This window comes from Mycolicibacterium nivoides (assembly GCF_003855255.1).
Lineage (GTDB): Bacteria > Actinomycetota > Actinomycetes > Mycobacteriales > Mycobacteriaceae > Mycobacterium > Mycobacterium nivoides.
Genome location: NZ_CP034072.1, coordinates 5,054,828 through 5,081,288 on the forward strand (window position 1 = coordinate 5,054,828; position 26,461 = coordinate 5,081,288).

A 26,461-nucleotide genomic window follows, 5' to 3' on the forward strand; every position below is an offset into this window, starting at 1 on the left:
TCGCAGGACATCCCAAGGTCGTAGCCATGCCAAAAAGTCACGCCGAGGTGACCCTCGGGTCCGAGGGTCACTCCAGCGTGACGACGCCGCGCCTGATCGGTCGGCAGAGCCGGATGGCTCAGAGCTGCTTTTCCAGCAGAACCTTGCCGTCGGGGGACGTAACCAGTTGCACCGCAGCGATATCCGCCTTCGGCATCTGGGTATTGCCACTGGGCAGCGCGGTGGCGCCGGACAGCCCGAGCCACGTCGCGATCTCGTTGCGGCTGCCGTCCCGGCCGATCACCACCATGCCCAGGTTCTGCGGGGGCGCATCCTGCTTGCCCCAGCTCCCGTAACTGCAGGCCATGTCGATCCGGGTGCCCCAGGAGTAACTGGTCATCGCGATGCTGGCATTGATGGGCGTTTCGGAGACCTTGCTCATCGCCAGCATCTCCGAGGTCTGTTGTTCGGTGCCGCTGTGCAGGCCGAAAACTTCCGGCCGGACACCGACCACCACACCGATCGCCAGCAGTGCCGCGGCCACGCCCACCGCCGCCGTAGTCACCCACCGCGAACGGCGCCGTCCCCAGCTGACCTTGGCCAGCACGGACTGCAGCACCTCGGGGGGCAGCGGCGGATCGGGCTGTTCGGATTCGAGGGCAAGCACGTCGTCGAGGTCGAGCATGGCCAGCAGCGCGGGCATTCCGGTCAACTCGGCCACCGCGGAACGGCACCGCTCGCAGCCCTCCAGATGAGCCTCGTACTCGCGTCGCTCGCTGCTTTCCAGCGATCCCAGCACGTAGGCCGCATCCCAGGTCCGGTAACGATCGAATTCGACCGGATCAGGAATGTGGGGTACACCGAACTGTGTCATCGTGTCACCCCCATCTCTTGCAGGTTCAGTCGTAACGCACGTACCGCGTAGTGCAGCCGTGATTTCACGGTGCCCTCAGGTATCTGCAGGTCGTCGGCAATCTGCCCAGTGGTCCAGCCCTGGTAGTACGCCCGGCGGACCACGGCCCGGTGTTCGTCGGAAAGTTGGCTCAGCGCCGTGCTCAGCAAGATTCGATCCAACGCGTTGTCCACTTGGTCGGGAGTTGCAACAGTCCCGGCATGGTCTGCCACCTGTTCCGGGTCGGGTACACCGGTTTCGTTTCGGAACCGGGCACTCCGACGTTCATCGATGATCATATTGCGGGCCACGGTGAACAACCAGGCGCGTGCTGATCGATCGGTGTCGGCTGTGACGTCAGGGTGACGCCATGCACGCAGCAGTGTCTCCTGCACCACGTCCTCGGCGCGGGCACGGTCGCCCGTGAGCCGAAGCGCGTAGCGCCAAAGCGCGGCAGCATGCTCGTCGTAGAGCACCCGCATCATGGCGGCCTCCGGATCATCCATTCCCTACCTCCGTCTGTGATACGACGTTGGTGGCGATCCGGTTCAATTACTACCTTTGCGCGCGGCTGTACACCAGCGCGGGCGCGCGGTTGGGGTAGTGATTGCTGGCGTTAATTACTGGGTGAGGATTCGCGGGCCGTCTTCGGTGACGGCGACGGTGTGCTCCCAGTGCGCCGCGCGGGTCCCGTCGACGGTGACGACGGTCCAGTCGTCATCGAGGATCTTCGTCTCGGTGGTACCCAGGGTGAGCATGGGTTCGATGGCGAGTACCGAGCCGGGCTCCAGGTACGGGCCGCGCCCCGGTGATCCCTCGTTGGGCAGGAACGGGTCCATGTGCATCTGCCGGCCGATGCCGTGGCCGCCGTAGCCGTCGACGATGCCGTACTTGCGGTCGTGACGCGCCTCGGCGGCGTGGGTCTCGACCTCGATCGCGTGCGAGACGTCGGTGAGCCGATTTCCCGGCAGCATCGCGGCGATGCCGGCCTCCATGGCCGATTTCGTTGCCGCAGAAAGAGCTTCGTCGGCCGCGATGAGCGCACCGATCCCGAAGGTGACCGCAGAGTCGCCGTGCCAGCCGTCGACGATCGCGCCGCAGTCGATGGACACCAGGTCTCCGGCGGCCAGTTTCTCGCCGGCCGACGGAATGCCATGCACCACACGGTCATTGACGGATGCGCAGATGCTGGCCGGGAACCCGTGGTAGCCCAGGAACGACGGGGTGCCACCACCGTCACGGATGACGGACTCGGCGATCTGATCCAGCTCGAGTGTGGACATGCCCGGGGCGGCGGCGGCGCGCACCGCGCGCAGCGCCGAGGCGACCAGCGCCCCGGCCACAGCCATCGCGTCCAACTCTCCGGCGCTGCGCTGCGCAACGACCTTGCGCTTGCGCAACCCCGGCAATCTGATCACTTACCCAGTGCCTGCAACGCGCGGGCGAACACCTCGTCGAGGGCGCCCACCGCATCCACGGTCTTCAGGTCGTCGCGGTAGTACTCCAGCAGCGGCTCGGTCTCGTCGCGGTAGACCTTCATGCGGTTGCGGATGACCTCGTCGGTGTCGTCGGCGCGGCCACGGCCCTTCAGGCGGGTCAGCAGCTCGTCCTCGGACACCTGGAACTCGACCACCGCGTCGAGCTTGGTGTTGCGGGCGGCAAGCATGTCCTTGAGGGCACCGGCCTGCTCGACCGAGCGGGGGTAGCCGTCCAGGATGAACCCGTCGGCGGCGTCGGCCTGATCGATGCGGTCCTCCACCAGACGGTTCGTCAGCTCGGCGGGCACCAGGTCACCGGCGTCCAGGTAGCGCTTGGCCTCCAGGCCGAGCGGGGTGCCGTCACCGATGTTCTTGCGGAACAGGTCCCCGGTGGAGATTTGCGGGATGCCGAGCTTCTCGGACAGCTTTTCCGCCTGCGTGCCTTTGCCCGCGCCGGGCGGTCCGAGTAGAACGACTCTCACTTCAGGAACCCTTCGTAGTTGCGTTGCATGAGCTGGCTCTCGATCTGTTTGACGGTATCCAAACCGACACCGATCATGATGAGAACCGCGGTTCCGCCGAACGGCAGATTCTGTACCGAGCCGGTGTTCCCGATCTGCAGGAACACGTTGGGCAGAACGGCGATCACACCGAGGTAGATCGAGCCGGGCAGGGTGATCCGGCTGAGCACGTACCGCAGGTAGTCCGCGGTCGGCTTGCCGGGCCGGATGCCCGGGATGAATCCGCCGAACTTCTTCATCTCGTCGGCACGCTCGTCCGGGTTGAACGTGATCGACACGTAGAAGTACGTGAAGAAGATGATCAGGCCGAAGTAGATCGCGATATAGACCGGATCCGCCGGATTCGTCAGATAGTCGGCGACGAACTTGTCCCACCAACCCGTGCCCGGGTTCGAGCTGCCGCTCTGGATCAGCTGGGTGATCAGGTGCGGGATGTAGATCAGCGACGACGCGAAGATCACCGGGATGACGCCGGCCTGGTTGACCTTGAGCGGCAGGTAGGTGGAGGTGCCGCCGTACATCTTGCGGCCCACCATGCGCTTGGCGTACTGCACCGGGATGCGGCGCTGGCCCTGCTCGACGAACACCACGCCGACGATGATGAGCAGCGTCGCGGCGACCACCGCGGTGAACACCAGGCCGCCGCGGCTCTCCAGGATGGTCTGGCCTTCGGACGGGATGCGGGCCGCGATGCCGGCGAAGATCAGCAGGGACATGCCGTTGCCGATACCGCGTTCGGTGACGAGCTCACCCATCCACATCACCAGCGCTGCGCCCGCGGTCATCACCAGCACGATGGTGATGAGGCCGAAGATCGAGCTGTCCTGGATGATGTCGAGGCTGCAGCCCTGCAGCAGCCCGCCGTTGGCGGCCAGCGCCACGATGCTGGTGGCCTGCAGGATGGCCAGCGCGATCGACAGATAACGCGTGTACTGCGTCATCTTGGCCTGACCGGCCTGGCCTTCCTTCTGCAGTTGCTCGAAGCGTGGGATCACCACGACCAACAGCTGCACGATGATGCTGGCGGTGATGTAGGGCATGACGCCCACCGCGAAGATCGTCAGCTGCAGCAGTGCGCCGCCTGAGAACAAGTTGATCAATGAGTAGATCTGCGCCGAATCGCCGCCGCTGACCTGCTCGATGCACTTCTGGACGTTCGGGTAGTTAACCCCCGGAGACGGGATCGACGCGCCGGCCCGGTACAGGATCACCAGGCCCAACGTGAACAGGATCTTGCGTCTGAGGTCGGCCGTCCGCAGTGATGAGATGAAAGCCGAAAGCACTCTTCCTCCTGCGCAGCCGACTTCTCAGCGCGGCGTGCCAAATGGGGCTGGTGGAGCCAGCGTCAATGGTCAAGTCATGTCCGACCGCCCTGCAGGCGCGCAGCCTGCGGACTCAGCCGTCAAATCAGTCTACGAGAGTAACAGCTGCCCTGGAGAGCACCCCTGCGCGCACCCGGCATACACCGACGTCGACCCTCCCGATCCGTCCGAGGTACAGCCGCGCTGCGGAGCAGAGCTTCTCTTCAGAATCGGGGCGTACAGTCGGCGACAGCTCATTACATCACCTAACTAACACGTTGATTTCGACTGAACAAAGGGGAATTCATGGCCCGGACTGCTGACGACTCGTGGGATCTCGCCTCCAGCGTCGGTGCCACGGCGACGATGGTCGCGGCAGCGCGCGCGATGGCCACGAACGCCGATGATCCGGTGATCGACGACCCCTTCGCCGCTCCCCTGGTTCGCGCCGTGGGGATGGATTTCTTCAGCAAGCTCGCCGACGAGGACTTCACCACCGAAGGTCTCGACGAAGAGGCGGCGACCGGCCTGATCCGTTTCGCCAACGGCATGGCCGCCCGAACCCGCTTCTTCGACGACTTCTTCCTGAGCGCCTGCCGCGCCGGCATCCGGCAGGCGGTCATCCTGGCGGCCGGGTTGGACTCACGGGCCTACCGGCTGCCGTGGCCCGACGGCACCGTCGTCTACGAGGTCGATCAGCCCGAGGTGATCGAGTTCAAGAGCGCCACCCTGGCCGCTCTGGGCGCGGTACCGACGACCGAGCGCCGGACGGTGGCCATCGACCTGCGCTTCGACTGGCCCGCCGCGCTGACCGAGGCGGGGTTCGACCCGTCGGCTCCGACGGCGTGGATCGCCGAGGGGTTGCTGGGTTACCTACCTGGGGATGCCCAGGACCGTTTGCTCGACCAGATCACCGCGCTGAGCGCGCCGGGAAGCCGCTTCGGTGTCGAGGGCGTGCCCGCGACCGAGTCCAACGACGAGGAGACCATCCGGGCCCGGATGCAGGAGTTCACCGACCGCTGGCGGGCACACGGCCTCGATATGGACCTCAACGAGCTGATCTTTCTCGGCGACCGTGCCGACGTGACGACGTATCTGGAAGGCCACTCGTGGCAGACCACCGGCATCTCGTCGAACGATCTGCTGATCCGCACCGGCCTGCCGCCGGTCGAGGATGAGGCCCACGCGGCATCGGTGCTCTACATCGCCGCCGAGAAATAGCAGCCGAGCTGTAACGCCGATAAGTCGAGAAGTCAGGAGAACCCGAATGACCCGGTCCGACACCGACACCTGGGATCTGGCCTCCAGCGTGGGTGCCACGGCGACGATGGTCGCCGCGGCCCGCGCCATCGCCAGCGCCGAACCCGATCCGCTGATCAACGACCCGTACGCCGCGGACCTGGTGCGCGCCGTGGGGGTGGAGTTCTTCACCAAGCTCGCCGACGGCGAGGTCGACCTCGACGGTCAGCTGGCCGAGGGCGCCGCGCTGATGACCGGAATCATGGCGGTGCGGACGAAGTTCTTCGACGACTTCTTCACCGCGGCAGGCGACGCCGGTATCCGGCAGGCGGTGATCCTGGCCTCCGGTCTGGACTCCCGCGCCTACCGGCTGCCCTGGCCCGACGGCACCGTGGTCTACGAGATCGACCAGCCCGCGGTGATCGGAGCCAAGACGGCCACCATGACCCAGATCGGGGCCACGCCCACGGCCGAGCGTCGCACCGTGGCCATCGATCTGCGCGAGGACTGGCCGGCGGCGCTGCGCGGGGCCGGATTCGATCCGACGGCACCGAGCGCATGGAGCGCCGAGGGCCTGCTGGCCTACCTTCCGCCCGAGGCCCAGGACCGGCTGTTCGACAACATCACCGCACTCAGCGCCCCGGGCAGCCGGCTGGCCACCGAGTACCACCTCCCCGGCATGGCGGCGAGCATCCGCGAGCGCGGTCAGGTCCTCAGCGAGCAGTGGCGCCAGCACGGCCTCGATCTCGATCTGGCCAACCTCTGGTACGACGGCGAGCGCAACTCGGTGGTCGAGTACCTCACCGACCGGGGATGGTCGGTGACCGCACGACGGCGGCCCGAGCTGTTCGCCGACTACGGCCGCGAGTTCCCCGCCGGCGAAGCCGCCGAGCCGCAACGCAATTCACAGGCCGTCATCGCAATACGAGACGCCGGACAAGATTAGGAACACCAATGGCACGCACCGACGGAGACAACTGGGATCTGGCTACGAGTGTCGGGGCGACCGCGACCGGTGTCGCGGCCTCCCGCGCGCTGGCCACCAAGCAACCCGACCCGCTCATCAATGACCCGTTCGCCGACGCGCTGGTGCGCGCGGTGGGTCTCGAACACAGCATCCGGCTCGCCGACGGCGAGGTGTGCGTCGAGGGCGACCTGATGCTCGACAGGCAGCGGATGTGCGAACAGATCGCCGTCCGCACCCGGTTTTTCGACGACTTCTTTCTCGCGGCCGCGGACGCCGGGATCCGCCAGGCGGTGATCCTGGCGTCCGGCCTGGACACCCGCGCCTACCGGCTGGCCTGGCCTGACGGCAGCGTGGTGTTCGAGGTGGACCAGCCGGCGGTGCTGGAGTTCAAGACCCGCACGCTGACCGACCTCGGGGCGGCGCCGGCCGCCGAGCTGCACACCGTGCCGGTCGATCTGCGCGACGACTGGCCGGCAGCCCTGCGTGACAACGGTTTCGATCCGCAGCTCCCGACGGCCTGGATTGCCGAAGGTCTGCTGATCTACCTGCCGCCGGAAGCCCAGGACCGGCTGTTCGACAACATCACCGCGCTCAGCGCACCGGGCAGCCGGCTGGCCACCGAACACATGGACGCCGCCTTGCTCACGGAGAAGTGGTCCGAGCGGGTCAGCGAATGGTCCAAGAAGGTCGGGTCCGATGTGGATCTGATGGACCTGTTCTACTCGGGTGAGCGGACATCGGCCCGCGATCACCTCACCGCCTCGGGCTGGGACGCCACTGTGCAACCCACCCGGGCGGCCTACGAGTCGCACGGTTTCCCCTATCCCGAGGAGCTCGACGATCTCGCGGGCGATTCTGGTTACCTGTCAGCGACACTGAAGACACCGAACTAGACAACCGGGAGGCGCACGATGGCACGCACCGATGGCGACAGCTGGGATCTGGCCTCCAGCGTCGGCGCAACGGCAACGTTGGTGGCGACCGGGCGGGCGATCGCCAGCCGGGATGTGCACGGGCTGATCGACGATCCGTTCGCCGCGCCGTTGGTCCGCGCGGTGGGCATCGAGGTGTTCACCAAGATGGTCGACGGTGAGCTGGACCTGGCTACTCTGACCGCCTTCGCACCCGACGCCGCCGACCGGGCCCGCGCCAACATCGACGAGATGGCCGTGCGCACACGGTTCTTCGACGACTTCTTCATCGCCGCAGGCAAGGCAGGCGTCCGGCAGGCGGTGATCCTGGCCTCCGGTCTGGACTCCCGCGCCTACCGGCTGCCCTGGCCCGAGGGCACCGTGGTCTACGAGATCGACCAGCCCGAGGTGATCGAGTTCAAGACCCGCACGCTCGCGGACCTGGGGGCGGCACCGACGGCCGAACGACGGACGGTACCGATCGACCTGCGTGAAGACTGGCCTGCCGCCCTGAAGGCAGCGGGATTCGATCCGGCCGCGCCGACCGCGTGGTGTGCCGAGGGTCTGCTGATCTACCTGCCGCCGGAGGCGCAGGACCGGCTGTTCGACAACATCGCCGCACTGAGCGCACCGGGCAGCGCGGTGGCCACCGAGTTCGTACCCGGGCTCAAGGATTTCGACCCGGAGAAGGCCCGCGCCGCCACCGCGGCGTTCAGCCAGATGGGGTTGAACATGGACATGCCTTCGCTGATCTACCACGGCGAAAGGCATTCGGCCGCTGACTATTTGAGCGCCAAGGGCTGGCAGATGACCGGCGTGGTCCGGTCGGAGCTGTTCGTCCGCCACGGCCTGCCGGTTCCCGACCGCGACGAGAACGACCCAATGGGCGAAATCGTCTACATCAGCGGCACTCTGAGCTGAGGACCGGTCAGGACGCCCGGCTACCGGCCTGTTGACGCGGACGACGTGCCGGCGTCGGCCTCGATCTCGTAATCCAGCTGGGGCGGTGCTTCGGGAGTTCCGGGTATCTCGGTGCCGCCGATCGGACACCGGGCGGTCTCGGGCACCTTGATCAGCGCGATCATCCCGATCACGCAGGCGACCATCATGTAGTAGGCCGGGACCAGGTGGTCGCCGGTCTTGTTCACCAGCCAGTCGTTGATCGCCGGTGCGGTGCCGCCGAACAACGACGTCGACACGTTGTAGGCGATGGCGAAACCTGCGTAACGGACCTGGGTGGGGAACATCGCCGGGAACGTCGCCGAGATGGTGGACAGCTGCGGCACATACAGCAGCCCCAGCACGGCGAACCCGATGATCGCACCGACCATGTTCGTCGACATCAGCAGGAACATCGGCACCCCGGCGATGAACAGTCCGATCAACGACAACCACCACATCGGTTTGCGACCCACCCGGTCCGAGATGTGGCCGCTCAACGGCAGAAAGACCATCATCGACAACATCCCGATGACAGGAACGATCAATGAGTGACTGCTCGACAGACCGATGGTCCGTTCCAGATAGGTCGGCATGTAGGTGAGCAGCGTGTAGTTCACCACGTTGAGCGCGACGACCAGGCCCACCAGGCGCAGGATCGGGGCCCAGTACTCCGACAGCAGGTCCTTGAACTGGCTGACGGCGCCCTGTTCGGTCTCGCCGGACTCCTCGAGCTCGCGGAAGATCGGGGTGTCCTCCAGTCGCGAACGCAGGTAGACGCCCACCAGTCCGAGCGGGGCCGCGACCAGGAACGGCAATCGCCAACCCCATTGCCCCATCTGCTCGTCACTGAGCACCACCGAGCACGTCAGCATCAGGATGGCGCCGAGGGAGAACCCGGCCAAGGTGCCGAACTCCAGAAAGCTGCCGAGAAGACCGCGCCGGCGGGAGGGCGCGTATTCCGCCATAAACGTTGCCGCGCCGCCGTATTCGCCGCCGGTGGAGAAACCCTGGATCATTCGCAACGCCACCATGATCGCCGGGGCCCACATACCGATCGAGGCGTACGACGGAATCAGCCCGACGCAGAAGGTTGCACCGGCCATCAGCACGATGGTGATCGCCAGAACGTGTTTGCGGCCCAGTCGGTCTCCGAGCGGCCCCCAGACGAATCCGCCGAGCGGACGGACCAGGAACGAAACCGCGAACGTGGCGAGCGCCAACTGCGTCGCGCCCTTGGCATCGCCGGGAAAAATCGCCGCCGAGATATAACCCACGCCGTATGCGTAGATGCCGTAGTCGAACCATTCTGTGGCGTTTCCGATCGCCGATGCGGCGATCGCCCTCTTCAATACGCCGGAGTCCGGCGGATTCTCGGCGGGTTCGCGGTAGTCGATCTCCGGTTTGTCTCCAAAGCCCCTCATCGGGCTTTTATGCGCGGGCACGAGTCCTCCATGTGTCTGACGACACCGTTCCCCGCCGCGCGTTCTGTTACGGCTGCTCTGACTGGGTTGAACACCGCAGGGCCAGGCCGTCGTTTCGTCGACAATTCATCAGTTGCCAAGGTCTGACGTTACAGTCCCCCAGCAGCCGACGCACCGCCGCGTCACCGCGCCGCAATTGTCAACTGCGTCAAAACCTGTGTTCTCCCAACCAAAGTGCGTTGACCCCGGTCATCGTGCGCCCGGCATTCTCGAGAACTCCGACCACCGACTGCCCGAGCAGGTTGCCGACCGCCTGCGGCAACGACGCCGCGGCCGGTTGTGAGGAAGGCTTGGGCCGCAACATGTCCAACCAGGACGAACCGGGATAGCTCAGCACCCGCACCTTGGTGTCCGGATCCAGCCCGGCCAGAACCTTGGCCCGGGTGATCGCGGTCCGCAGCCCGCCGAGTTCGTCGACCAGACCGCGGTCCTTGGCGTCGGCGCCGGTCCATATCCGGCCTCGGGCCACCTCGTGGACCTGCTCGACCGACAAGTTGCGCCCATCGGCCACCCGCGAGATGAAATCGGCGTAGAACAGCTCGGTCTCGGCTTCGACGTGGGCGTGCTGCTCGTCGGTGAACGGCGCGTTGGAAGACCAGGCATCGGCGTTGAGGTTGGTGCGCAAGGAATCCGAACCGACCCCGAGTTTGTCCTTGAGCTCGCGCGAGACCAGCTTGCCGGTGATCACGCCGATGGATCCGGTGATCGTACCGGCGTTGGCCACGATCTCGTCGGCCGCCATCGACACGTAGTAACCGCCCGACGCGGCGACCGCACCCATCGAGGCGACGACGGGCTTGCCCCGCTCGCGGGCCCGAACCACCTCGCGCCAAATGGTTTCCGACCCGGTGACCGAGCCACCGGGGCTGTCCACACGCAGCACGATCGCCGACACCTCGTCGTCGGCGGCCGCCTCCCGCAGGGCCGCGCCGATGGTGTCCCCGCCTGCGCTGGAGTTGCCCAGCGGCAGCACCTGTGGCCCGCCCCGCCCGCTGACGATGGGCCCGTGCAGCGTCACCACCGCGATGGTGGGCTTGGATTTGCGTCCCGGTATCTGTGGCGAAGGCACCTTCGGAGACGTCCGCGCGTAACGCGAAAGATACAGTCGCGGTAGGGCATCCGGGTGATTGTCGGCATCCGCATTGGCCTCGACCGGGCCGCCGGACAGTTCACCGATCCGCGAATACGCCTCGTCCCGGAACCCGATCCGGTCGATCAGACCGGCGGTCACCGCGTCATCACGCAGCACCGGCGCCCTGTCGGCCAGTGCGTTGATGGCCTCCGTGGTCAGTTGCCGCGATTCGGCGATGGCCTGCCACGCCTGCGCCTGCAGGCTCTCGATCATCCGGCCGTCGGCCTCGCGCTGCGCGTCGGTGTAGCGGTCTTCGGTGAAAACGTTTGCCGCCGATTTGTATTCACCGCGCGCGACGAACTGGGCCTCGATACCCACCTTGTCGAGCGCATCGCGCAGGAACGTGGCGTTGGTGGCGAAACCGACCAGTCCGACCGTGCCTGACGGCTGCATCCACACCTCGCGGAACGCCGATGCCAGGTAGTAGGACAGCGTGCCGGGGTAGGTCTCCGCCCATGCCAACGAAGGTTTGACATCGCTGAACGCCGCAATGGCCTCGCGCAACTCCTGCACCGGTCCGGGTGCGGCGGCGGGCAGCTGCACCCGCGCGATCAGCCCGGCCACCCGGTCATCCTTGGCCGCGCGGTGGATCGCCGCGACGGTCTGCCGGAGCACCATCGGGCGCCCCCCGCCCGCGATCACGGCCAGCGGGTCGAAGCCGCTGGTCTCAGGCGGTATCGACAGCAGGTCCAACTCCAAGACACAGCCGCCGGGAACTCCGTTGTGCCGGGCGGTGTCGACGCGCCTGACCCATGTCTTGAGTTCGTCCTTGCCGGGAATCCCTGGGAGAAAAGCGAACATGAATCCGAGCCTACCGATCCGCGGGTTCTGCGCGCGTCGACGAGAACTCGCCGCCCACCGGACCTACCGTCGTAGCGTGAGACGGGTGACGTTTTCCATCTCGCTTCCGCAGCTCGACCACGACGGCTTCGACGACACGGGTTTCAAGGCGTATCTGGCTCGCGCCGAGGAACTCGGCTTCGAGGGTGGTTGGACCATCGAGCAGACCGTGGGCCCGGCACCGACCATCGCCCCGCTGGAGCTGCTGTCGTATGCCGCGGCGGTCACCACGACACTGAGGTTGGGTGTGGCGGTCCTGGTCACCTCCCTGCACGACCCGCTGCAGCTGGCTTCCTCGATCACCGCGGTGGACCGGCTCAGTCACGGCCGCCTCGACGTCGGGGTGGCGCCCGGCGGGGGTTTCCGGCAGTTCCCGGCCTTCGGGGTGGACTCCTCGACGTTCATCTCCAGCTTCACCGAGGGCCTTGAGCTGATGAAGGCCGCCTGGTCGGACGAACCCCGGATCACCTTTCACGGCCGGTTCCGCGACGTCGACGACCTGGCCATCAGCCCCAAACCCGTGCAGCGTCCGCACCCGCCGATCTGGTTCGGTGCCAACGCCCCGGCCGCGCTGGCCCGCGCGGTTCGCCACGGCGATGCGTTTCTCGGGGCCGGGTCCTCGACCACCGCGGCCTTCGCCGAGGCCGTGCGCACGGTGCGCCGGGAGATAGACGAGCAGGGCAAGGACCCGGACACCTTCCGGATCGGCAAGCGGGTGTACCTGATCGTCGACGACGACAGCGCCCGCGCGCGAGAGCGGGTGGACGCGGGCTTGGGACGGATCTACGGGGACAGGTCCGGTCTGGGAGATGTGGCAGTGGCCGGCACGGCGGACGAGGTGGCGCGGGGCCTGCGGGAGGTTCTCGATGCGGGCGCGCAGACCATCGTGCTCAACCCGACGGGGGCAAGCGTCGCCGAGGACCGCGAGCAGTTGGAGCGGCTGGCCGCCGACGTGATCCCGCAGCTCACCTAGGTTCCGCGAGCAGACACAAAAGTGCCCCTTTTCAAGAGAAAAGGGGCACCTTTGTGTCTGCTCGCGCAGAGAAACTACAGCACGGCGGCGGGCCGCCAATCACAGCACGGCGGCGGGCCGCCAATTACAGCTCGGTGGCCGAACCGCCGGCAGCGGTGATCGCCTCGCGGGCGCTACCACTGAACTTGTTGGCGGTCACGTCGACCTTGACGGTCAGCTTGCCGTCGCCGAGCACCTTCACCAGGCTGTTCTTGCGAACCAGGCCCTTGGCCACCAACTCGTCGACACCGATGGTGCCGCCCTGCGGGAAGGCCTTGGTGATGTCGCCGACGTTGACGACCTCGTACTCGGTCCGGAAGCGGTTCTTGAAGCCCTTGAGCTTCGGCAGCCGCATGTGGATCGGCATCTGGCCACCCTCGAACGTCGCGGGGACGTTCTTGCGGGCCTTGGTGCCCTTGGTACCACGACCGGCGGTCTTACCCTTGGAGCCCTCACCACGACCAACGCGGGTCTTGGCCTTCTTCTCGCCGGGAGCGGGCTTCAGGTCGTGCAGTTTGATAACGCTCATTTGACTTCCTCCACCTCGATGAGGTGATGAACGGCCTTGATCAGACCGCGGGTCTGCGCGTTGTCCTCACGAACCACGGACTGACGAATCTTCTTCAGCCCCAGGGTCCGCAGGCTTTCGCGCTGCTTCCAGCGTGCGCCGATGGTTCCGCGCACCTGGGTGATCTTCAGCTCTGCCATGGTTATGCCGATCCCTCACGCGCTGCTGCGGCAGCCAGCGCTTCGCTCTCGCGCCGGGCCTTCAGCATGCCGGCCGGCGCCACGTCCTCGAGCGGCAGACCGCGACGGGCCGCCACCTCTTCGGGACGCTGGATCATCTTCAGCGCGGCAACGGTGGCGTGCACCACGTTGATCGCGTTGTCGCTGCCCAGCGACTTGGCCAGGATGTCGTGCACCCCGGCGCATTCCAGTACGGCACGGGCCGCACCACCGGCGATGACACCGGTACCGGGGCTCGCCGGACGCAGCATGACCACACCGGCGGCAGCCTCACCCTGGACCGGGTGGACGATGGTGCCACCGATCAGCGGCACGCGGAAGAAGCTCTTGCGAGCCTCCTCGACGCCCTTGGCGATGGCGGCCGGAACTTCCTTGGCCTTGCCGTAGCCGACACCGACCATGCCCTTGCCGTCACCGACGATGACCAGCGCGGTGAAGCTGAAGCGCCGACCACCCTTGACCACCTTGGAGACGCGGTTGATGGTCACCACGCGCTCGATGTAGTTGCTCTTCTCACCGCTGTCGCGGCCACCACGGCCACCACGGTCGTCGCGGCGGCCGCGGCCACCACGGTTGTCGGAAGCGCCTGGGCCGCCGGCACCAGTTGCCTGCTCGGCCATCATGCAGTCCTCTCGTTGACAGTCATCAGAATTTCAGCCCGCCCTCGCGCGCGGCATCCGCCAGCGCGGCGATCCGGCCGCCATAGGTGTAGCCACCACGGTCGAACACGACAGTGTCGACACCGGCAGCCTTGGCGCGCTCGGCGATCAGCTGACCGACCCGAACGCTGTGTGCCTTCTTGTCGCCCTCGACCGCGCGCACGTCGGCCTCGATCGACGAGGCAGCCGCCAAGGTGACGCCTTCCAGGTCATCGACGAGCTGCACGTGGATGTGCCGTGCCGAACGGTTGACCACCAGACGCGGGGTCTGTGCGGTGCCGGCGACCTTCTTGCGCAGCCGGGCGTGGCGACGCAGCCGTGAGTTGCGGCGGGTCTCAGAGATGTTCTGCCCGACCGGCTTGCGGACGGCGGCAGCTTCAGTCTTCGCAGCCATGTTTACTTACCTGTCTTTCCGACCTTGCGGCGGATCTGCTCACCCTCGTAACGCACACCCTTGCCCTTGTACGGGTCGGGGCGGCGCAGGCGGCGGATGACCGCGGAGATCTGACCGACCTTCTGCTTGTCGATACCTGTGACCGAGAACTTCGTGGGCGTCTCGACGGCGAACGTGATGCCCTCGGGCGCCTCGATCACCACGGGGTGGCTGTAACCGAGCGCGAACTCCAGGTTGGAACCCTTGAGCTGGACGCGGTAGCCGACGCCGAAGATCTCCATCTTGCGGGTGTAGCCCTCGGTGACACCGGTGACCAGGTTGGCCACCAGGGTGCGGGACAACCCATGCAGGGAGCGGCTGCGCCGCTCGTCATCGGGACGGCTGACCACGATGGCGCCGTCGTCGTTGCGCTCGACGGTGATCGGCTCGGCGACGTCGAGGGTCAGGGTGCCCTTGGGGCCCTTGACCGAGACGTTGCGGCCGTCGATCGTCACATCGACCCCGGCGGGAACCAGGACCGGCTGCTTACCAATACGCGACATGTTCTACTTCCCCCTCACCACACGTAGGCGAGGACTTCGCCGCCCACGCCGGATCGTGCTGCCTGACGGTCGGTCAGCAGGCCTGAGGAAGTGGAGATGATCGCCACACCCAGGCCGCCGAGCACGCGCGGCAGATTGGTGGATTTCGCGTAGACCCGCAGACCGGGCTTGGACACCCGTCGCAGGCCGGCGATGCTGCGCTCACGGCTGGGGCCGTACTTCAGCTGCACCACCAGCGACTTGCCGACCCGAGCATCCTCGGTGCGGTAATCGTTGATGTAGCCCTCTTTCTTGAGGATCTCGGCGATGTTCGCCTTGATCTTCGAGTGGGGCAGAGTCACCTCGTCGTGATACGCCGAGTTGGCGTTGCGCAGACGTGTCAAAAAGTCTGCGATCGGGTCAGTCATCGTCATGACAACCGGCTCACCTTCCTCGCGGCGGTTCCCTGGTGAGGGCCTTCCGCAACCTGTTGGATTGGTCTGTGTGGTCTACTGCGCAGATGTCTGCTGGATTACCAGCTGGACTTCTGCACGCCGGGCAGTTCACCCGCGTGCGCCATCTCGCGCAGGCAGATACGGCACAGCCCGAACTTGCGGTAGACCGAGTGCGGGCGACCGCACTTGTTGCACCGCGTGTACGCGCGAACCGCGAACTTGGGCTTCTTGTTGGCCTTGTGGATCAACGCCTTCTTTGCCATGTGCTCAGTTCTCCTTGAAGGGGAAGCCCAGCGCCTTCAGCAGCGCACGGCCTTCGTCGTCGTTGGTCGCCGAGGTGACCACGGTGATGTCCATGCCGCGGGGACGGTCGATGGAATCGACGTCGATCTCGTGGAACATCGACTGCTCGTTGAGGCCGAAGGTGTAGTTACCGGTGCCGTCGAACTGCTTGCCGTTCAGGCCGCGGAAGTCGCGGATACGGGGCAGGGCGATGGAGATCAGCCGGTCCAGGAACTCCCACATCCGGTCGCCGCGCAGCGTGACGCGCGCGCCGATGGGCATGCCCTCACGCAGCTTGAACTGTGCGATGGACTTGCGGGCCTTGCGGATCTCCGGCTTCTGGCCGGTGATCAGGGCCAGATCGGCGACCGCGCCGTTGATCAGCTTGGCGTCACGGGCGGCGTCGCCGACGCCCATGTTGACGACAACCTTGACGACGCCCGGGATCTGCATGACGTTGTCGAACTCGAACTGCTTGTTCAGCGACTCACGGATCTCTTCGCGGTAGCGCTGCTTGAGCCGGGGCTGAACCTTCTCAGGTGCGGTCATCAGATGTCCTTGCCATTGGTCTTGGCGATGCGGACCTTCTTGCCGGTCTCTTCATCGACGCGGTAACCCACACGAGTCGGCTTGCCGTCGGAATCGACGACCATCACGTTGGACACGTGGATCGCGGCTTCCTGGGTGACGATGCCGCCCGACGATGCGCCGCGCTCGTTCTGTGACTGCGCGGTGTGCTTCTTGATCCGGTTGACGCCCTCGACCAGAACCTTGTCGCGGGTCGGGTAGGCCTCGATGACCTTGCCCTTCGCGCCCTTGTCCTTGCCCGAGACCACCAGCACGGTGTCGCCCTTGTGGACCTTCATTTACAAAACCTCCGGAGCCAGCGAGACGATCTTCATGAACTTCTTCTCGCGCAGTTCGCGACCGACCGGCCCGAAGATGCGGGTACCACGGGGGTCGTTGTCGGCCTTGATGATGACGGCGGCGTTCTCGTCGAACTTGATGTAGCTGCCGTCGGCGCGGCGACGCTCCTTGACGGTGCGCACCACGACGGCCTTGACGACATCGCCACGCTTGACGTTGCCGCCCGGGATGGCGTCCTTGACAGTCGCGACGATGATGTCGCCGATGCCGGCATAGCGTCGCGATGAGCCACCGAGCACGCGGATGCACAAGATTTCCTTGGCGCCCGTGTTGTCGGCGACCTTCAACCGCGATTCTTGCTGAATCACTCGATCTCCTGACCTGGGTTTGTATGCACGCCAGATACCGACCTGGACGTGCGCGGTCTTTGTTTCCGAAGGGCACGCGGGGCTGACTCAGAACAGCAGTCAACCGAGGTCTGCCCAAGGCAACCCCTACATACTAGGTGAGCACGGCGAATGCGCCAAATCGCCGCAGATCGTCAGCTGGGGGTTCCGGACTGGACGCCCTCTACCTGCGCGGCGGCCGCCAGGACCAGGGCGTCGGCGTGACGACGCCCGACGATCTGCAGCCCGATCGGTGCGCCGCCCACGGTACCGGCAGGCACCGAGATGGCCGGCTGCCCGGTCAGATTGAACGGGAACGTGACGGCCAGCGCGCCCCAATGGTCCACCGGCCGTCCTGCGATCTCGGTCGGCATCGGCCCGGTCGCTGGAAATGCCGGGACCTGGGTGGCCGGTGTGATCAGCAGGTCGAAGCTCTCGAAGGCCTCAGCCGTGGCGGCGACCAACCGAGCGCGCACCTCGTGCGCGGTGGCCAGGGCGTCGGCGTCTATCCCGCTGGCAGCATCGAGATACCCACGCAGGGTGGGGTGGACGGTGCGGCCCGGTGGTGCGTCGCGCACCTGGGAGTAGACGTCGGGGGCCGACAGGATCCGATAGGCCGCGCCGCAGGCCGGGTCCACGCGCAAGCAAGCAGTCACCTGAACCGCCCCGGATTCGGCGATGAATCTCTCGGCCGCCCCATGGGCGACCTCGGCCACCGCCGGGTCGCACGGTGCGTTGCCGAGGTCAGGGGCGAATGCAACGCGCAGCCCGCGCAGGTCGATGTTCAGCCGGTTCTCGAAGCTGCCGGGTGCCGGCAGCGACGACCGATCGTAGGGATCCAGCCCGCATACACAGTCCAGGAATCGGGCGGTATCGCGGACGGTGCGGGTGAGCGCGCCGTAGTGGTCGTTGTCGGCGGCGCCGCGGTGGCGAGGACCGCGCGGAACCAGACCGTAAGTGGTCTTGAATCCAACCAGCGCACAGTACGAGGCCGGGATCCGCAGGGAACCGGCTCCGTCGGTGCCGGTGGCGACCGGCACCATGCCCGCAGCCACCGCGGCTGCCGATCCTCCGCTCGATCCTCCTGGGGTGAGGCGCGGATTCCACGGGTTGCGCGTCACGCCGTGCAGTTCGGATGCGGTAAAGGACGCTCGGCCGAACTCGGGTGAGGCCGTCAAGCCGATCGGCACGGCTCCGGCTGCCACGGCACGGTTCACCAGAGTGCAGGTGTGGTCGGCGACCCGGTCGGCATACAGCGCGCTGCCCATGGCGAAAGGCCAACCGGCCACCGGGTGAAGTTCCTTGACGCCCAAGGGAACTCCGGCAAGAGGGCCGGGATCGACGCCGCGGGATACCAGCCGGTCCAACTCCTCGGCCCGCGCGAGCGCACCCTCGACGTCGACGTGTACGAATGCACCGATCTCATCGTCGTGAGACTCGATCCGGCCCAATGCCGCGCAGACCGTATCGACGACCGAGGTCTCCCCCGCCCTGACCGCGTCCGCGATGTCGACGGCCGTGCGCCCCTTTGCCGTCAGCGGGGAACTCACAGCATGACCGCCGCGGCGATGGCAGTGGCCACCACCAGTCCCGTCACCACCGGGATGAACAACCGACGGGCCAGGTCGACGACCGGAACCCCGGTCAGGCCGGCGACCACGATCAGCGACGACCAGATCACCAGCGTGCCGCCGCCGGTCCAGCTGGCGCCGTTCTGCGCGATGGCGGCGAGAGTGGCCACATCGGTACTGTCACCCCCGAGCGCCCCGGCCATCGATCCGGTGAACGGCAAGCCTGGCCACCCGTTTCCGTCCAGCCCGATCAGCATGCCGATCAGCAGCATCGCGAAGGCCGCGAACACCGGCACCTGCGGAATGTGCGGTTGCACCAGCTCGACGGCGTCGAACAGGAATGCCGGTGCATCTGCGCCTTCGGGCAGACCCAGAATTCCCGCGGAGTAGTCGGCCAGCCCGATGTAGACGAAGCCGGCCACCGGAATCACCATCCCCATGGTTCGAAACGAGAAGGTGATGCCGTCGGTGAAGTGGGTACCGACCTCACCGAGCCAGTCGTTTCGCTTGGCGATCAAGGCGATTGCCACCAACGCGAGCGCGGCGGTGCCGCCAACCAGGGGTGCACCCAATCCCTCGTCGATGTCGGGAATCAGCGAGGTGAACCGGCCGAGCAGCATGAAAACCAGCAGGGCGCCGAACAACGCCGGCACGCACGCCGCCACGATCAGCGCCGTCGACGAGGGCCGGCCGGAATCGGCGGTGACAGTTTCGGAAGCCGGGGCGGCGGCCAAGGTTGCAGTGGCGCCTCGGTTCGCGGAGCCGTGCCCGGTCGACACCGCTTCAGCGGCGGCCGGCGCGCCCGGGCCGGGGCCGGGGCCCGGCGTCGGTGCGCGACCGGCACTCGATCCGGCCTGGCCGGACATCTTCGTCCGTACGTCGCGGAGGTAGGCCACCGCCAACGCCACCACCCCGGCGATCAGGGCGATGACGGTGGCCCGGTCGGCGATCATCCGGGCCGAGACGTGGGCACCTTCGGCGGACAGCGCCGGGGCCACCCCCATGATGTAGTCCGAGCTGAGCGCCATCCCCTGTCCAGCGATGGCGATCGCCAAAGCCGCGCCCAACGGTGACAGGCCGGCCCGGAGCGCGGCGGGAAGCAGGATCGCAGCGATAAGTGGCAGCACGGGAGTGGGCCAGAACGCCAGCGACAGCAGGAAGGTCACGACCGCGAGCAGCACATAGGAGATGTGGCCGTTTCGGAAGAATCCGCTCAACGGGCGGATCATCAGGACGTCCGCACCGAGTGCGCGCATCGCCCCGAGCATTGCGGTCACCAGCGCGATGATGATGAAAACCGGTAACAGCTCCCGGGTCCCGGCGATGGCAGCGTTGAAGACCGAGCTCAACCCCGTGGTGAAACTGCCCCGATAGACCAGGCCGGTGAGGAAGGTGGCGATGATGGCCGGGGCGATCACGTTCTTCTTGGCCACCACGGTCGCTATCAGTACAGCGAGACCGATCAGGTAGACCCAGTGTGCCGCAGACAAGGGCACCACCATCCAATCCACGTAGTCCTTCGGGCTGTTTCGTAACACTCTGGTGTTCAGTCGATTTCACTTCATCGGCTGTACCGAAAACTCATACAATCAATAGCGCACATTCTCCCGCGCCGCGCGCCTTCCGGCCCGATTGCTCCTCACATTCCTGAAACCGCTGCGATCAAGTCGATTTCGACCGGTGCGCCGGACGGGAGGGCCTGCACCCCGATGGCTGCGCGCACCGGCAGCGCAGCCTTCCCGAGTTCGGACCGGATCTGCGCCGAGGCGCCGTCGGCGACTGCCGAGAGGTCGTGAAACGTTGGCGCACAGGCGATGTAGACCGTCATCCGCAGACAGCGGATACCATCGGCCTCGGCCGGCAGAACTGACCGCATCGCTGCCAGGGCATTGGCCGCGGCGACGCCGGCCGCGTCGCGGGCCTGTTGCGCCGACAGCGTTTCCCCGACCACACCGCGCACCCTCAGCGCACCGTCCACCCGCGGCGTCATGCCCGCGGTATAGACCACACCGTCGTGCAGAACCGCGGACCGGTAGTCCCCCTGTGGGGCGGGTGCACCCACCTGCTCAGTCGACACCGATCGCCACCCCTTCCTGCCGCGGGTCGGCAGCCCCGCGCAGCACCCCGTGATCGTCGCGACAGATCACCTGGGCGCTGCCACCGGCGCCGTAGGGCGCTTGCACCACAACCCGGTGACCGTTGGCGCGCAACCGTTCCCGGGTCTGCTCATCGATCCGGTCCTCGACGCGCAGCTCGGCTGGTTGATCGATCACCTCGGCGTCTGACCCGGGGAACACGGTGAACCGCGGCGCGGCCACCGCGGCAGCCGGGTCCAGCCCGTGGTCGAACAGATGTGACAGCAGCTGCATGTTCCATTGCACCTGCCCATCCCCGCCGGGAATGCTGCCAAGAGCCAGCAGCTCCTCGCGCGCTCCGGTGGCGATCCAGGCGTTGAGGGTATTGAGCGGTTTGCGTCGCGGCGCGACTTCGTTTGGGTGGCCTGGGATCAAGTAGGCTCCGCGGCCCAGCCGGTTGTTGAGCACCACCCCGGTACCGGGCACGGTGAGAGTCGCACCGAAGGTGAAACCCAGCGAGTGGATGAATGACACCGCGCGACCGTCGGCATCCACGGCAACGGTGCAGGTGGTGTCCCCGCCGCGCACCGAAAACGCCAACCGGTCCTCGTTGGCGTCCGCCAGGTCCTGGCGTTGGCGCGCAATCCGGTTGGGGTCCAGAACATCACGCCAACCGGTGTTATCGCTGCCGCACAGCGCCAGGCGGTCGGCGAAGGCCAGGCGTGCGGCGCGGGCCATCCGGTCGATGGCACCGGCACCCAGCCAGGGTTGGCTCCCGAGGCTGCCGTCGCACAGCGCGGCCTGCTGCAGCACCATCCAACCGGGTGTGGGCAACGGGGTTTGGTGGATCGTGGCACCGGCGTAGGACCCGGTGATGGCAGTCTCGGGTTCGGCGACCTCCGCCGCCGCCCATTCGGCGCCGCTGAACGGCGCACCGGCAGCGGACAACATCGTGACGGCACGTTCGGCGAATTCGCCGGTGTAGAAGTCGGTCGGGTCGTAGGCGAGCTGACGGATGGTGCGGGCCAGATCGGGTTGCGTGATCCGGTCCCCCACCCGGGCCGCGCCCCCGTCGGGTGCATAGACCGCCGCCAGGCCGGGATCGTGGCGGATGGCGGTGAGTGCCTCACATACGTCGGCGGCAGTCTTAGCCGAGCAGGCCAGGCCGGTTTCGGCGATCCGGGCCGCGGGCTCCCACAGTTCGGGCAGCCCGCGGCTCGCCCCGTGGGTGTGCAGGGCCGCCAGCGCCGCAGGTGCACCGGGGACGGCGACACCCAGCGCCCCATACAGCGGGATGGTGCTCAGCCCCTGGTCGCGATAGAACGGGGTGGTCCCGCCGTCCGGGCCGAATCCCGATCCGCCGATCGTCCACACCCGGCCGTCGGGTTCGCGCACCACCGCGAATGCGTCACCGCCGATTCCGCATTGGCCGGGCAGCACTAGCCAGGTGAGTGCGGCCATGGCCAGGGTGGCGTCGACGGCATTGCCGCCCGCCGCCAGTACCTGGGCCCCGGCGAAGCTGGCCGCGGGATGGCTGGAGCTGACCATGCCACCCAGCGACAGCGCCGACGGGCGCGCTTCGGGGTCCATCAGGCACCCTTGCGCCGGCGGCGCGGACCGACCGGGATCTCGCCGGGTTCCACACCGACGAAGATCTCCCCGTCACGTTCCTGGACCGGGTAGGTCTTGATCGCGACGGTGGCGGGCGGGCAGATCGGTTCACCGGTCTCCAGGTCGAATGCGCTTCCGTGGCAGGAGCATCCGATCCCGTCGTCGACGAGCTTGCCCGAGGACAACATGCAGTCCAGGTGGGTGCAGTAGTTGGAGGTGGCGTAGGCCTTGCCGTTGAGACGAGCCACCGCGAACTCGTGCTCGCCGGCGAAGAACCGCCGCACGATGCCTTCGGGCACCTGCCCGGACCGGGCGACTCGGGTGAATTCCATTGCAGCTCCTGTTCAAACGGACGGGGTCAGGTAGACGGTCTTCTCCAGCGTGTAGAACTCCATGAGCGTGGCTCCGGCCTGTTCCTTGTAGGTCTGGGTGCTGGAGGCCTTGTAACCGCCGAACGGGGCGTTCATCGCCATGCCGGTGGTGGGCTGGTTGACCTTGACCAGGCCCGTCCTGGACCGGTGCGCGAACCGGGTGGCGGTGGCGAGGTCGCCGGTGACGATCGCCGCGCTGAGCCCGAACTCGGTAGCGTTCGCCAGGTCCACCGCCTCGTCCAGCGAGCCGGCCCGCTGGAAGGCGATCAACGGCCCGAAGACCTCCTCGGTGACGATTCGCATGGTGGGTAGCGCATCGGCGAAAACGGTGGGACGGACAAAGAATCCGTGATCACCGACGGTGGTGCCCCCGCAGCGCAGGCTGGCACCCTCTGCCACACCGGTCTGCACGTAGTGCAAGAACTTGTCGAGTTGGGCAGCGCTGGCCAGCGGGCCCATGTTCACCCCGGGCTGGTCCCCTGGGCCCACCCGAAGCGCTTCGGCCTTCGCCACCACCCGGTCCAGCAGCGCGTCGTGGACGGCGTCCACCGCGATCACCCGGCTGGTGCCGGTGCAGGCCTGTCCGCTGAGCCCGAAGGCGCCCTTGACGATCAGCGCTGCGGCGCCGTCGAGGTCGGCGTCCTCGGCGACCACCACCGGGTTCTTCCCACCCATCTCCAACTGCACGCGACGCTGAGGTCCGACGACGCGATGGATGGCCCGGCCGACCTGGGTGGAACCGGTGAATGTGACGGCCGCGACGCGGGATTCAGCAGCGACCGCAGCCCCCGCGGCGCCCTCGCCCTGCACCAGTGCGATGACGCCCGGCGGCAAGCCGCCGTCCAGCAGTGCCTCGACCAGGCGCTGCCCCATCAGCGGGGTCATCTCGGAGGGTTTGAACAACACCGGGTTACCGGCGGCCAGCGCTGGTCCGATCTTGCGCGACGGGATGTTGAACGGGAAATTCCACGGGGTGATCGCGCCGACGATGCCGACGGGTTCTCGCAGGGTGTAGACCAGTCCGTCGCCGGCCGCGGGATAGGTGCTGCCGGTCATCCGGGTGGCCTCCCCGGCGTAGAAGCGCAGGTTGGCCGGGGTCCGGCTGACCTCCATGGTGGCCTCGGCAGTGGTCTTTCCCTCCTCCCGGATCAGCTCGGCGATCAGCTCCGGTGCACGCGATTCCAACTGCGCGGCAGCCGATTCCAGAATCGCGGCGCGGTGTTCGGGTGCGGTGGCCGCCCATTCCGGGCTGGCCTTCTCCAGTGCGTCGACCGCGGCACTCACATCGGTGGCCTCCGATGCCGGGAAGACCCCGATCACGTCGTCGGGGTCGGCGGGATTGCACCGCTGGAAGGTCCGGCCGGACACCGCGGGCACCCACTGGCCGTCGATGAAATTCGTTCCTTCGATCACTGTTTCGCTCCTCGCGTGCGCGGGCATCACGACACCGCTTCCTCGGTTTCCACTAGGTCCCACAGGTCGGTGTCCTCGTCGGCGAGCACCGCCCGTTCGATGTGGCGCCCGAGCAATTCCCGGCCCACCATCACGTCCTCGCCCCGATCGGCGGTGAACACTCCGCGCAGCAGGTCGCCGTCGAGGTAGAAGGCGGTGAAGTCGTTCGCATCGGGATCGCCGCGGATCACCAGGTCGGTGGTGGCCTCGCCGAGCAGTTGCAGGTTGTGGTCGTACTGGTCCGACCAGAACCACGGGGCGTCGTCGCTGACCGCATCGCGACCGAGCATGGCGTTGGCCACCGCGGCACCCTGCCGGTTGGCGTTGTCGAAGTGTTCGAACCGGACGTGACCACCGGCCCGAGCCGAGTAGCGTTGCGCCACATCACCTGCGGCGTAGATGTGCGGAGTCGAGGTTCGGCCCTGCGCGTCGACCACGATGCCGTCGCGCACCTGCAGGCCCGAGGCCGCGGCCACCTCGGTGTTGGGGACGATGCCGATGCCGATCAGCACCGCATCGGCTTCCAATCGACCGCCGTCCGCGCAGTCCACCACCACGCCCTCGGCGGTGGTGTGCAACTGCTCGACCGTGACGCCGGTGCGCACGTCGACGCCGTGGTCACGGTGGATGCGCACCAGTTCAGCACCGAGACGGGCGCCGATGACGTTGGCCAGCGGCACCGGCGCGGCCTCCAGCACGGTCACCTCGGTACCCAGACTCCGTGCGGTGGCGGCTGTTTCCAGCCCCACGAAACCCGCACCGATGATGGCCAACCGACTGCCGGGGGTGAGTGACCGTTGCAGCGCGATCGCATCGTCGACGGTACGCAGATAGTGCACCAGTTCCGGGCGGGGGCCGGGCACCTGCAGGCGGCGGGCCCGGCCGCCGGTGGCCAACAACACCGCGTCTGCCTCGATCGGCGCCCCCGAGGCCAGCTCCACCCGGCGCCCGGCCGCGTCGACCCGGGTCACCTCTGCGCGGGTGCGGATCTGGACATCGTTGTCGGCCCGCCACTTCTCGGGCAGGATCTCCATCGACTCGAAACTGTCGGCGCCGGAAAGGAATTCCTTGGACAGTGGGGGTCGCTGATAGGGCAGGTGCGGCTCGTCGCCCACCAGCACGATGCGCCCGTCGAAACCGCGCCGGCGCAGGGTACGGGCGGCCACCGCGGCCGCCTGCCCCGCCCCGACGGTCACGAAAGTCCGGCCGGTCATGCCTGTGCTTCCCTTCCCGCGGTCACGGCGCCCAGCGGGGCCGTTGGGTTGACGTAGATGGTTTCTCCCTCGACCCGGACCGGGTACGTGGGCTGGCAGCGGTCCTGGCTCTCCTCGTACCCGGTCTCCAGGTCGAACTGCCACTGATGGCCCGGGCAGATCACCTTGCCGTGCAGCAGGGTGCCTTTGGCCAGGGACCGGTCTTGATGAATACAGGTGTCGGCGAACGCATATACCCGTCCCGCCGCCCCGAACAGTGCGATGGCCAGCCCGTCGACCTCGATCCGGAGCTTGCGGCGGCGGGTGAGGTCCTTGGTGCTCGCCACCGCGATCCACTGCGTGGTCATGGCGTTGCCTTTCTGTCGAGGCGGCGGATCGGGAATCAGGCGGAAACGGATTCGAGATCGGGCGCGACGTAGTAGTCGTAGAGACCCTTGGTGTAGGAGAAGCGCATCTCGGCGCCCCAGCGCACCAGCTGCAGGCAGCGCTGCTGCAACTGCGCGGTGTCAGCGTGATCGAGCACGATCTGGTAGCCGCGCTCACCATGCACCACATCAGAGGTGATGTGCAGATCGAAGAACTCGATCTCGTCCTCACTGAACCCGTACACCTCACGCAGCGGCACGATCTGCTTGGTGTAGATACTGGGTACCTGCGATTCCAGGCCGACCACCAGGGCTGCTGTGGCCACCACAAAGTGCTCGCGCTGTGACACCGCGTAGCACCAGGCCTGCAACCCGCGGGTGATCGCGTTCATGTTCGCCGGATCCTCGATGCGTTCCTTGGTGGTCCCGCAGGCCTCGCCGAACTTGATCAGCAGATCGGTGTGCCGAATGTCGGCCAGCTCCTCCTCGTACATGTTCTGCAGCGTGAAATCCTTTGCGCCGGTGAACTCGTCGGGGGTATTGGAGTAGATGTTGGCCAGGTAGTCGGCGAACGGACCGACGTAGTGGTAATGGTTCTCGGCCCACCGGGCGAAGTGCTCCTTGCTGAGTTTGCCCTCAGCCCAGGCTTTGGAGAACGACGCGTTCTTGGCTTCCCGGCCTTTGATCGCATTCTCGAGTTCGGCGCGAAACTCGTCACGTCCTAGGAGTTGGGTCATGATTCGTCCTTTCTTGAATTAGCTTGGGTGCCAAGGAGATTAACTAGGGCGATCGGACC

At 66.9% G+C, this 26,461-nt stretch carries 31 protein-coding genes, 1 tRNA gene and 1 pseudogene; 6 read left to right on the top strand and 27 right to left on the bottom strand.

Annotation, left to right across the window (positions count from 1 at the left end; genetic code table 11):
* Positions 1-118: 118 nt before the first annotated feature.
* From EH231_RS24660 to secY, 5 genes are all read right to left on the bottom strand, one after another.
* Positions 119-853 carry an anti-sigma factor family protein gene (locus EH231_RS24660; RefSeq protein ID WP_124713501.1) on the bottom strand — a complete coding sequence of 245 codons (735 nt, stop codon included), beginning with the start codon at positions 851-853 and terminating at the stop codon, positions 119-121.
* Positions 850-1,377, bottom strand: a complete 528-nt coding sequence (locus EH231_RS24665; RefSeq protein WP_090424665.1) for a sigma-70 family RNA polymerase sigma factor — start codon at positions 1,375-1,377, stop codon at positions 850-852. The genes EH231_RS24660 and EH231_RS24665 overlap by 4 nt, the downstream gene beginning before the upstream one ends.
* Positions 1,378-1,491: 114 nt before the next feature.
* Positions 1,492-2,289 carry a type I methionyl aminopeptidase gene (gene map / locus EH231_RS24670; RefSeq protein WP_090424664.1) on the bottom strand — a complete coding sequence of 266 codons (798 nt, stop codon included), beginning with the start codon at positions 2,287-2,289 and terminating at the stop codon, positions 1,492-1,494.
* Positions 2,286-2,831: an adenylate kinase gene (locus tag EH231_RS24675; RefSeq protein WP_090424663.1), complete on the bottom strand. Its 546-nt coding sequence runs from the start codon at positions 2,829-2,831 to the stop codon at positions 2,286-2,288. The genes map and EH231_RS24675 overlap by 4 nt, the downstream gene beginning before the upstream one ends.
* Positions 2,828-4,153, bottom strand: a complete 1,326-nt coding sequence (gene secY, locus EH231_RS24680) for a preprotein translocase subunit SecY (RefSeq protein ID WP_090424662.1) — start codon at positions 4,151-4,153, stop codon at positions 2,828-2,830. The genes EH231_RS24675 and secY overlap by 4 nt, the downstream gene beginning before the upstream one ends.
* A gap of 324 nt (positions 4,154-4,477) precedes the next feature.
* On the opposite strand from secY, the gene EH231_RS24685 reads away from it, so the two are divergent.
* A complete protein-coding gene (locus EH231_RS24685; protein ID WP_090424661.1) occupies positions 4,478-5,392 on the top strand; it encodes a class I SAM-dependent methyltransferase in 915 nt (304 codons plus the stop codon).
* 106 nt (positions 5,393-5,498) lie between these two features.
* Positions 5,499-5,978, top strand: a pseudogene (locus EH231_RS34855) (class I SAM-dependent methyltransferase); the annotation flags it as partial.
* On the opposite strand, the gene EH231_RS33975 reads toward EH231_RS34855, so the two are convergent.
* Positions 5,932-6,005, bottom strand: a tRNA-Met gene (locus EH231_RS33975). The pseudogene EH231_RS34855 and the gene EH231_RS33975 overlap by 47 nt on opposite strands.
* A gap of 84 nt (positions 6,006-6,089) precedes the next feature.
* Between EH231_RS33975 and EH231_RS33980 the strand changes: the two genes are divergently transcribed.
* Genes EH231_RS33980 through EH231_RS24700 form a run of 3 tightly spaced genes read left to right on the top strand, consistent with a single transcriptional unit; the run spans position 6,090 to position 8,209 of the window.
* On the top strand, positions 6,090-6,356 hold the full coding sequence (locus EH231_RS33980; protein WP_164481006.1) for a hypothetical protein: 267 nt from the start codon (positions 6,090-6,092) through the stop codon (positions 6,354-6,356).
* A gap of 8 nt (positions 6,357-6,364) precedes the next feature.
* Positions 6,365-7,270: a class I SAM-dependent methyltransferase gene (locus EH231_RS24695; protein ID WP_090424659.1), complete on the top strand. Its 906-nt coding sequence runs from the start codon at positions 6,365-6,367 to the stop codon at positions 7,268-7,270.
* 18 nt (positions 7,271-7,288) lie between these two features.
* Positions 7,289-8,209, top strand: coding sequence for a class I SAM-dependent methyltransferase (locus EH231_RS24700; protein ID WP_090424658.1), 921 nt, complete (start codon positions 7,289-7,291; stop codon positions 8,207-8,209).
* A gap of 20 nt (positions 8,210-8,229) precedes the next feature.
* Here the strand turns inward: EH231_RS24700 and EH231_RS24705 are convergent, their stop codons facing one another.
* Positions 8,230-9,651: an MFS transporter gene (locus tag EH231_RS24705; protein ID WP_090424657.1), complete on the bottom strand. Its 1,422-nt coding sequence runs from the start codon at positions 9,649-9,651 to the stop codon at positions 8,230-8,232.
* Positions 9,652-9,859: 208 nt separating this feature from the next.
* Complete coding sequence (gene sppA, locus EH231_RS24710; protein ID WP_124713503.1) at positions 9,860-11,644, bottom strand: signal peptide peptidase SppA; 1,785 nt, start codon at positions 11,642-11,644, stop codon at positions 9,860-9,862.
* Between the two features lie 85 nt (positions 11,645-11,729).
* Here sppA and EH231_RS24715 point away from each other — a divergent pair, with 85 nt between their 5' ends.
* The gene (locus EH231_RS24715; RefSeq protein ID WP_090424655.1) at positions 11,730-12,656 is read left to right on the top strand and encodes an LLM class flavin-dependent oxidoreductase; all 927 of its coding nucleotides are present in this window, start codon (positions 11,730-11,732) and stop codon (positions 12,654-12,656) included.
* A gap of 124 nt (positions 12,657-12,780) precedes the next feature.
* Here the strand turns inward: EH231_RS24715 and rplO are convergent, their stop codons facing one another.
* The 19 genes from rplO to EH231_RS24810 form a co-directional block, all read right to left on the bottom strand.
* A complete protein-coding gene (rplO, locus tag EH231_RS24720; protein WP_090424654.1) occupies positions 12,781-13,224 on the bottom strand; it encodes a 50S ribosomal protein L15 in 444 nt (147 codons plus the stop codon).
* Positions 13,221-13,403 (bottom strand): 50S ribosomal protein L30, encoded by a 183-nt coding sequence (gene rpmD / locus EH231_RS24725; protein ID WP_044516182.1) that lies wholly within the window; start codon positions 13,401-13,403, stop codon positions 13,221-13,223. Before rpmD ends, rplO begins: the two co-directional genes overlap by 4 nt.
* 2 nt (positions 13,404-13,405) lie before the next feature.
* On the bottom strand, positions 13,406-14,062 hold the full coding sequence (rpsE, locus tag EH231_RS24730) for a 30S ribosomal protein S5 (RefSeq protein ID WP_084621991.1): 657 nt from the start codon (positions 14,060-14,062) through the stop codon (positions 13,406-13,408).
* Positions 14,063-14,087: 25 nt separating this feature from the next.
* On the bottom strand, positions 14,088-14,495 hold the full coding sequence (gene rplR, locus EH231_RS24735) for a 50S ribosomal protein L18 (protein WP_044516179.1): 408 nt from the start codon (positions 14,493-14,495) through the stop codon (positions 14,088-14,090).
* Between the two features lie 2 nt (positions 14,496-14,497).
* Positions 14,498-15,037 carry a 50S ribosomal protein L6 gene (rplF, locus tag EH231_RS24740; protein WP_090424653.1) on the bottom strand — a complete coding sequence of 180 codons (540 nt, stop codon included), beginning with the start codon at positions 15,035-15,037 and terminating at the stop codon, positions 14,498-14,500.
* 14 nt (positions 15,038-15,051) lie between these two features.
* Positions 15,052-15,450: a 30S ribosomal protein S8 gene (gene rpsH / locus EH231_RS24745; protein ID WP_090424652.1), complete on the bottom strand. Its 399-nt coding sequence runs from the start codon at positions 15,448-15,450 to the stop codon at positions 15,052-15,054.
* Between the two features lie 98 nt (positions 15,451-15,548).
* Positions 15,549-15,734 (bottom strand): type Z 30S ribosomal protein S14, encoded by a 186-nt coding sequence (locus tag EH231_RS24750; RefSeq protein WP_003883429.1) that lies wholly within the window; start codon positions 15,732-15,734, stop codon positions 15,549-15,551.
* Between the two features lie 4 nt (positions 15,735-15,738).
* Positions 15,739-16,302 (bottom strand): 50S ribosomal protein L5, encoded by a 564-nt coding sequence (gene rplE, locus EH231_RS24755; RefSeq protein ID WP_044516174.1) that lies wholly within the window; start codon positions 16,300-16,302, stop codon positions 15,739-15,741.
* On the bottom strand, positions 16,302-16,619 hold the full coding sequence (gene rplX, locus EH231_RS24760) for a 50S ribosomal protein L24 (protein WP_003883431.1): 318 nt from the start codon (positions 16,617-16,619) through the stop codon (positions 16,302-16,304). The genes rplE and rplX overlap by 1 nt, the downstream gene beginning before the upstream one ends.
* On the bottom strand, positions 16,620-16,988 hold the full coding sequence (gene rplN, locus EH231_RS24765; RefSeq protein ID WP_029106885.1) for a 50S ribosomal protein L14: 369 nt from the start codon (positions 16,986-16,988) through the stop codon (positions 16,620-16,622).
* A 173-nt stretch (positions 16,989-17,161) separates the two neighbouring features.
* Positions 17,162-18,556: an amidase gene (locus EH231_RS24770; protein WP_124713504.1), complete on the bottom strand. Its 1,395-nt coding sequence runs from the start codon at positions 18,554-18,556 to the stop codon at positions 17,162-17,164.
* Positions 18,553-20,067 carry a permease gene (locus EH231_RS24775; RefSeq protein ID WP_124713505.1) on the bottom strand — a complete coding sequence of 505 codons (1,515 nt, stop codon included), beginning with the start codon at positions 20,065-20,067 and terminating at the stop codon, positions 18,553-18,555. The genes EH231_RS24770 and EH231_RS24775 overlap by 4 nt, the downstream gene beginning before the upstream one ends.
* A gap of 149 nt (positions 20,068-20,216) precedes the next feature.
* Positions 20,217-20,654 carry a RidA family protein gene (locus tag EH231_RS24780; RefSeq protein ID WP_090424650.1) on the bottom strand — a complete coding sequence of 146 codons (438 nt, stop codon included), beginning with the start codon at positions 20,652-20,654 and terminating at the stop codon, positions 20,217-20,219.
* Complete coding sequence (locus EH231_RS24785) at positions 20,644-22,242, bottom strand: gamma-glutamyltransferase family protein (protein ID WP_124713506.1); 1,599 nt, start codon at positions 22,240-22,242, stop codon at positions 20,644-20,646. The genes EH231_RS24780 and EH231_RS24785 overlap by 11 nt, the downstream gene beginning before the upstream one ends.
* Positions 22,242-22,595, bottom strand: coding sequence for a Rieske (2Fe-2S) protein (locus EH231_RS24790; protein ID WP_036441185.1), 354 nt, complete (start codon positions 22,593-22,595; stop codon positions 22,242-22,244). Before EH231_RS24790 ends, EH231_RS24785 begins: the two co-directional genes overlap by 1 nt.
* Before the next feature lie 12 nt (positions 22,596-22,607).
* Complete coding sequence (locus EH231_RS24795; protein WP_206429609.1) at positions 22,608-24,047, bottom strand: aldehyde dehydrogenase family protein; 1,440 nt, start codon at positions 24,045-24,047, stop codon at positions 22,608-22,610.
* A gap of 26 nt (positions 24,048-24,073) precedes the next feature.
* Positions 24,074-25,300, bottom strand: coding sequence for an NAD(P)/FAD-dependent oxidoreductase (locus EH231_RS24800; protein WP_124713508.1), 1,227 nt, complete (start codon positions 25,298-25,300; stop codon positions 24,074-24,076).
* Positions 25,297-25,647 (bottom strand): Rieske (2Fe-2S) protein, encoded by a 351-nt coding sequence (locus EH231_RS24805; RefSeq protein ID WP_124713509.1) that lies wholly within the window; start codon positions 25,645-25,647, stop codon positions 25,297-25,299. Before EH231_RS24805 ends, EH231_RS24800 begins: the two co-directional genes overlap by 4 nt.
* 35 nt (positions 25,648-25,682) lie before the next feature.
* Entirely contained in the window at positions 25,683-26,402 is a 720-nt protein-coding gene (locus EH231_RS24810; RefSeq protein WP_090424645.1) for an iron-containing redox enzyme family protein, read from the bottom strand.
* Positions 26,403-26,461 lie beyond the last annotated feature (59 nt).

Coding starts and splice junctions, on each gene's coding strand:
- EH231_RS24660 (WP_124713501.1), bottom strand. CDS start 853: ATGACACAGTTCGGTGTACCCCACATTCCTGATCCGGTCGAATTCGAT.
- EH231_RS24665 (WP_090424665.1), bottom strand. CDS start 1,377: ATGGATGATCCGGAGGCCGCCATGATGCGGGTGCTCTACGACGAGCAT.
- EH231_RS24685 (WP_090424661.1), top strand. CDS start 4,478: ATGGCCCGGACTGCTGACGACTCGTGGGATCTCGCCTCCAGCGTCGGT.
- EH231_RS33980 (WP_164481006.1), top strand. CDS start 6,090: ATGGCGGCGAGCATCCGCGAGCGCGGTCAGGTCCTCAGCGAGCAGTGG.
- EH231_RS24695 (WP_090424659.1), top strand. CDS start 6,365: ATGGCACGCACCGACGGAGACAACTGGGATCTGGCTACGAGTGTCGGG.
- EH231_RS24700 (WP_090424658.1), top strand. CDS start 7,289: ATGGCACGCACCGATGGCGACAGCTGGGATCTGGCCTCCAGCGTCGGC.
- EH231_RS24705 (WP_090424657.1), bottom strand. CDS start 9,651: ATGAGGGGCTTTGGAGACAAACCGGAGATCGACTACCGCGAACCCGCC.
- sppA (WP_124713503.1), bottom strand. CDS start 11,644: ATGTTCGCTTTTCTCCCAGGGATTCCCGGCAAGGACGAACTCAAGACA.
- rplO (WP_090424654.1), bottom strand. CDS start 13,224: ATGAGCGTTATCAAACTGCACGACCTGAAGCCCGCTCCCGGCGAGAAG.
- rpmD (WP_044516182.1), bottom strand. CDS start 13,403: ATGGCAGAGCTGAAGATCACCCAGGTGCGCGGAACCATCGGCGCACGC.
- rpsE (WP_084621991.1), bottom strand. CDS start 14,062: ATGGCCGAGCAGGCAACTGGTGCCGGCGGCCCAGGCGCTTCCGACAAC.
- rplR (WP_044516179.1), bottom strand. CDS start 14,495: ATGGCTGCGAAGACTGAAGCTGCCGCCGTCCGCAAGCCGGTCGGGCAG.
- rplF (WP_090424653.1), bottom strand. CDS start 15,037: ATGTCGCGTATTGGTAAGCAGCCGGTCCTGGTTCCCGCCGGGGTCGAT.
- rpsH (WP_090424652.1), bottom strand. CDS start 15,450: ATGACGATGACTGACCCGATCGCAGACTTTTTGACACGTCTGCGCAAC.
- EH231_RS24750 (WP_003883429.1), bottom strand. CDS start 15,734: ATGGCAAAGAAGGCGTTGATCCACAAGGCCAACAAGAAGCCCAAGTTC.
- rplE (WP_044516174.1), bottom strand. CDS start 16,302: ATGACCGCACCTGAGAAGGTTCAGCCCCGGCTCAAGCAGCGCTACCGC.
- rplX (WP_003883431.1), bottom strand. CDS start 16,619: ATGAAGGTCCACAAGGGCGACACCGTGCTGGTGGTCTCGGGCAAGGAC.
- EH231_RS24785 (WP_124713506.1), bottom strand. CDS start 22,242: ATGGACCCCGAAGCGCGCCCGTCGGCGCTGTCGCTGGGTGGCATGGTC.
- EH231_RS24790 (WP_036441185.1), bottom strand. CDS start 22,595: ATGGAATTCACCCGAGTCGCCCGGTCCGGGCAGGTGCCCGAAGGCATC.
- EH231_RS24800 (WP_124713508.1), bottom strand. CDS start 25,300: ATGACCGGCCGGACTTTCGTGACCGTCGGGGCGGGGCAGGCGGCCGCG.
- EH231_RS24805 (WP_124713509.1), bottom strand. CDS start 25,647: ATGACCACGCAGTGGATCGCGGTGGCGAGCACCAAGGACCTCACCCGC.
- EH231_RS24810 (WP_090424645.1), bottom strand. CDS start 26,402: ATGACCCAACTCCTAGGACGTGACGAGTTTCGCGCCGAACTCGAGAAT.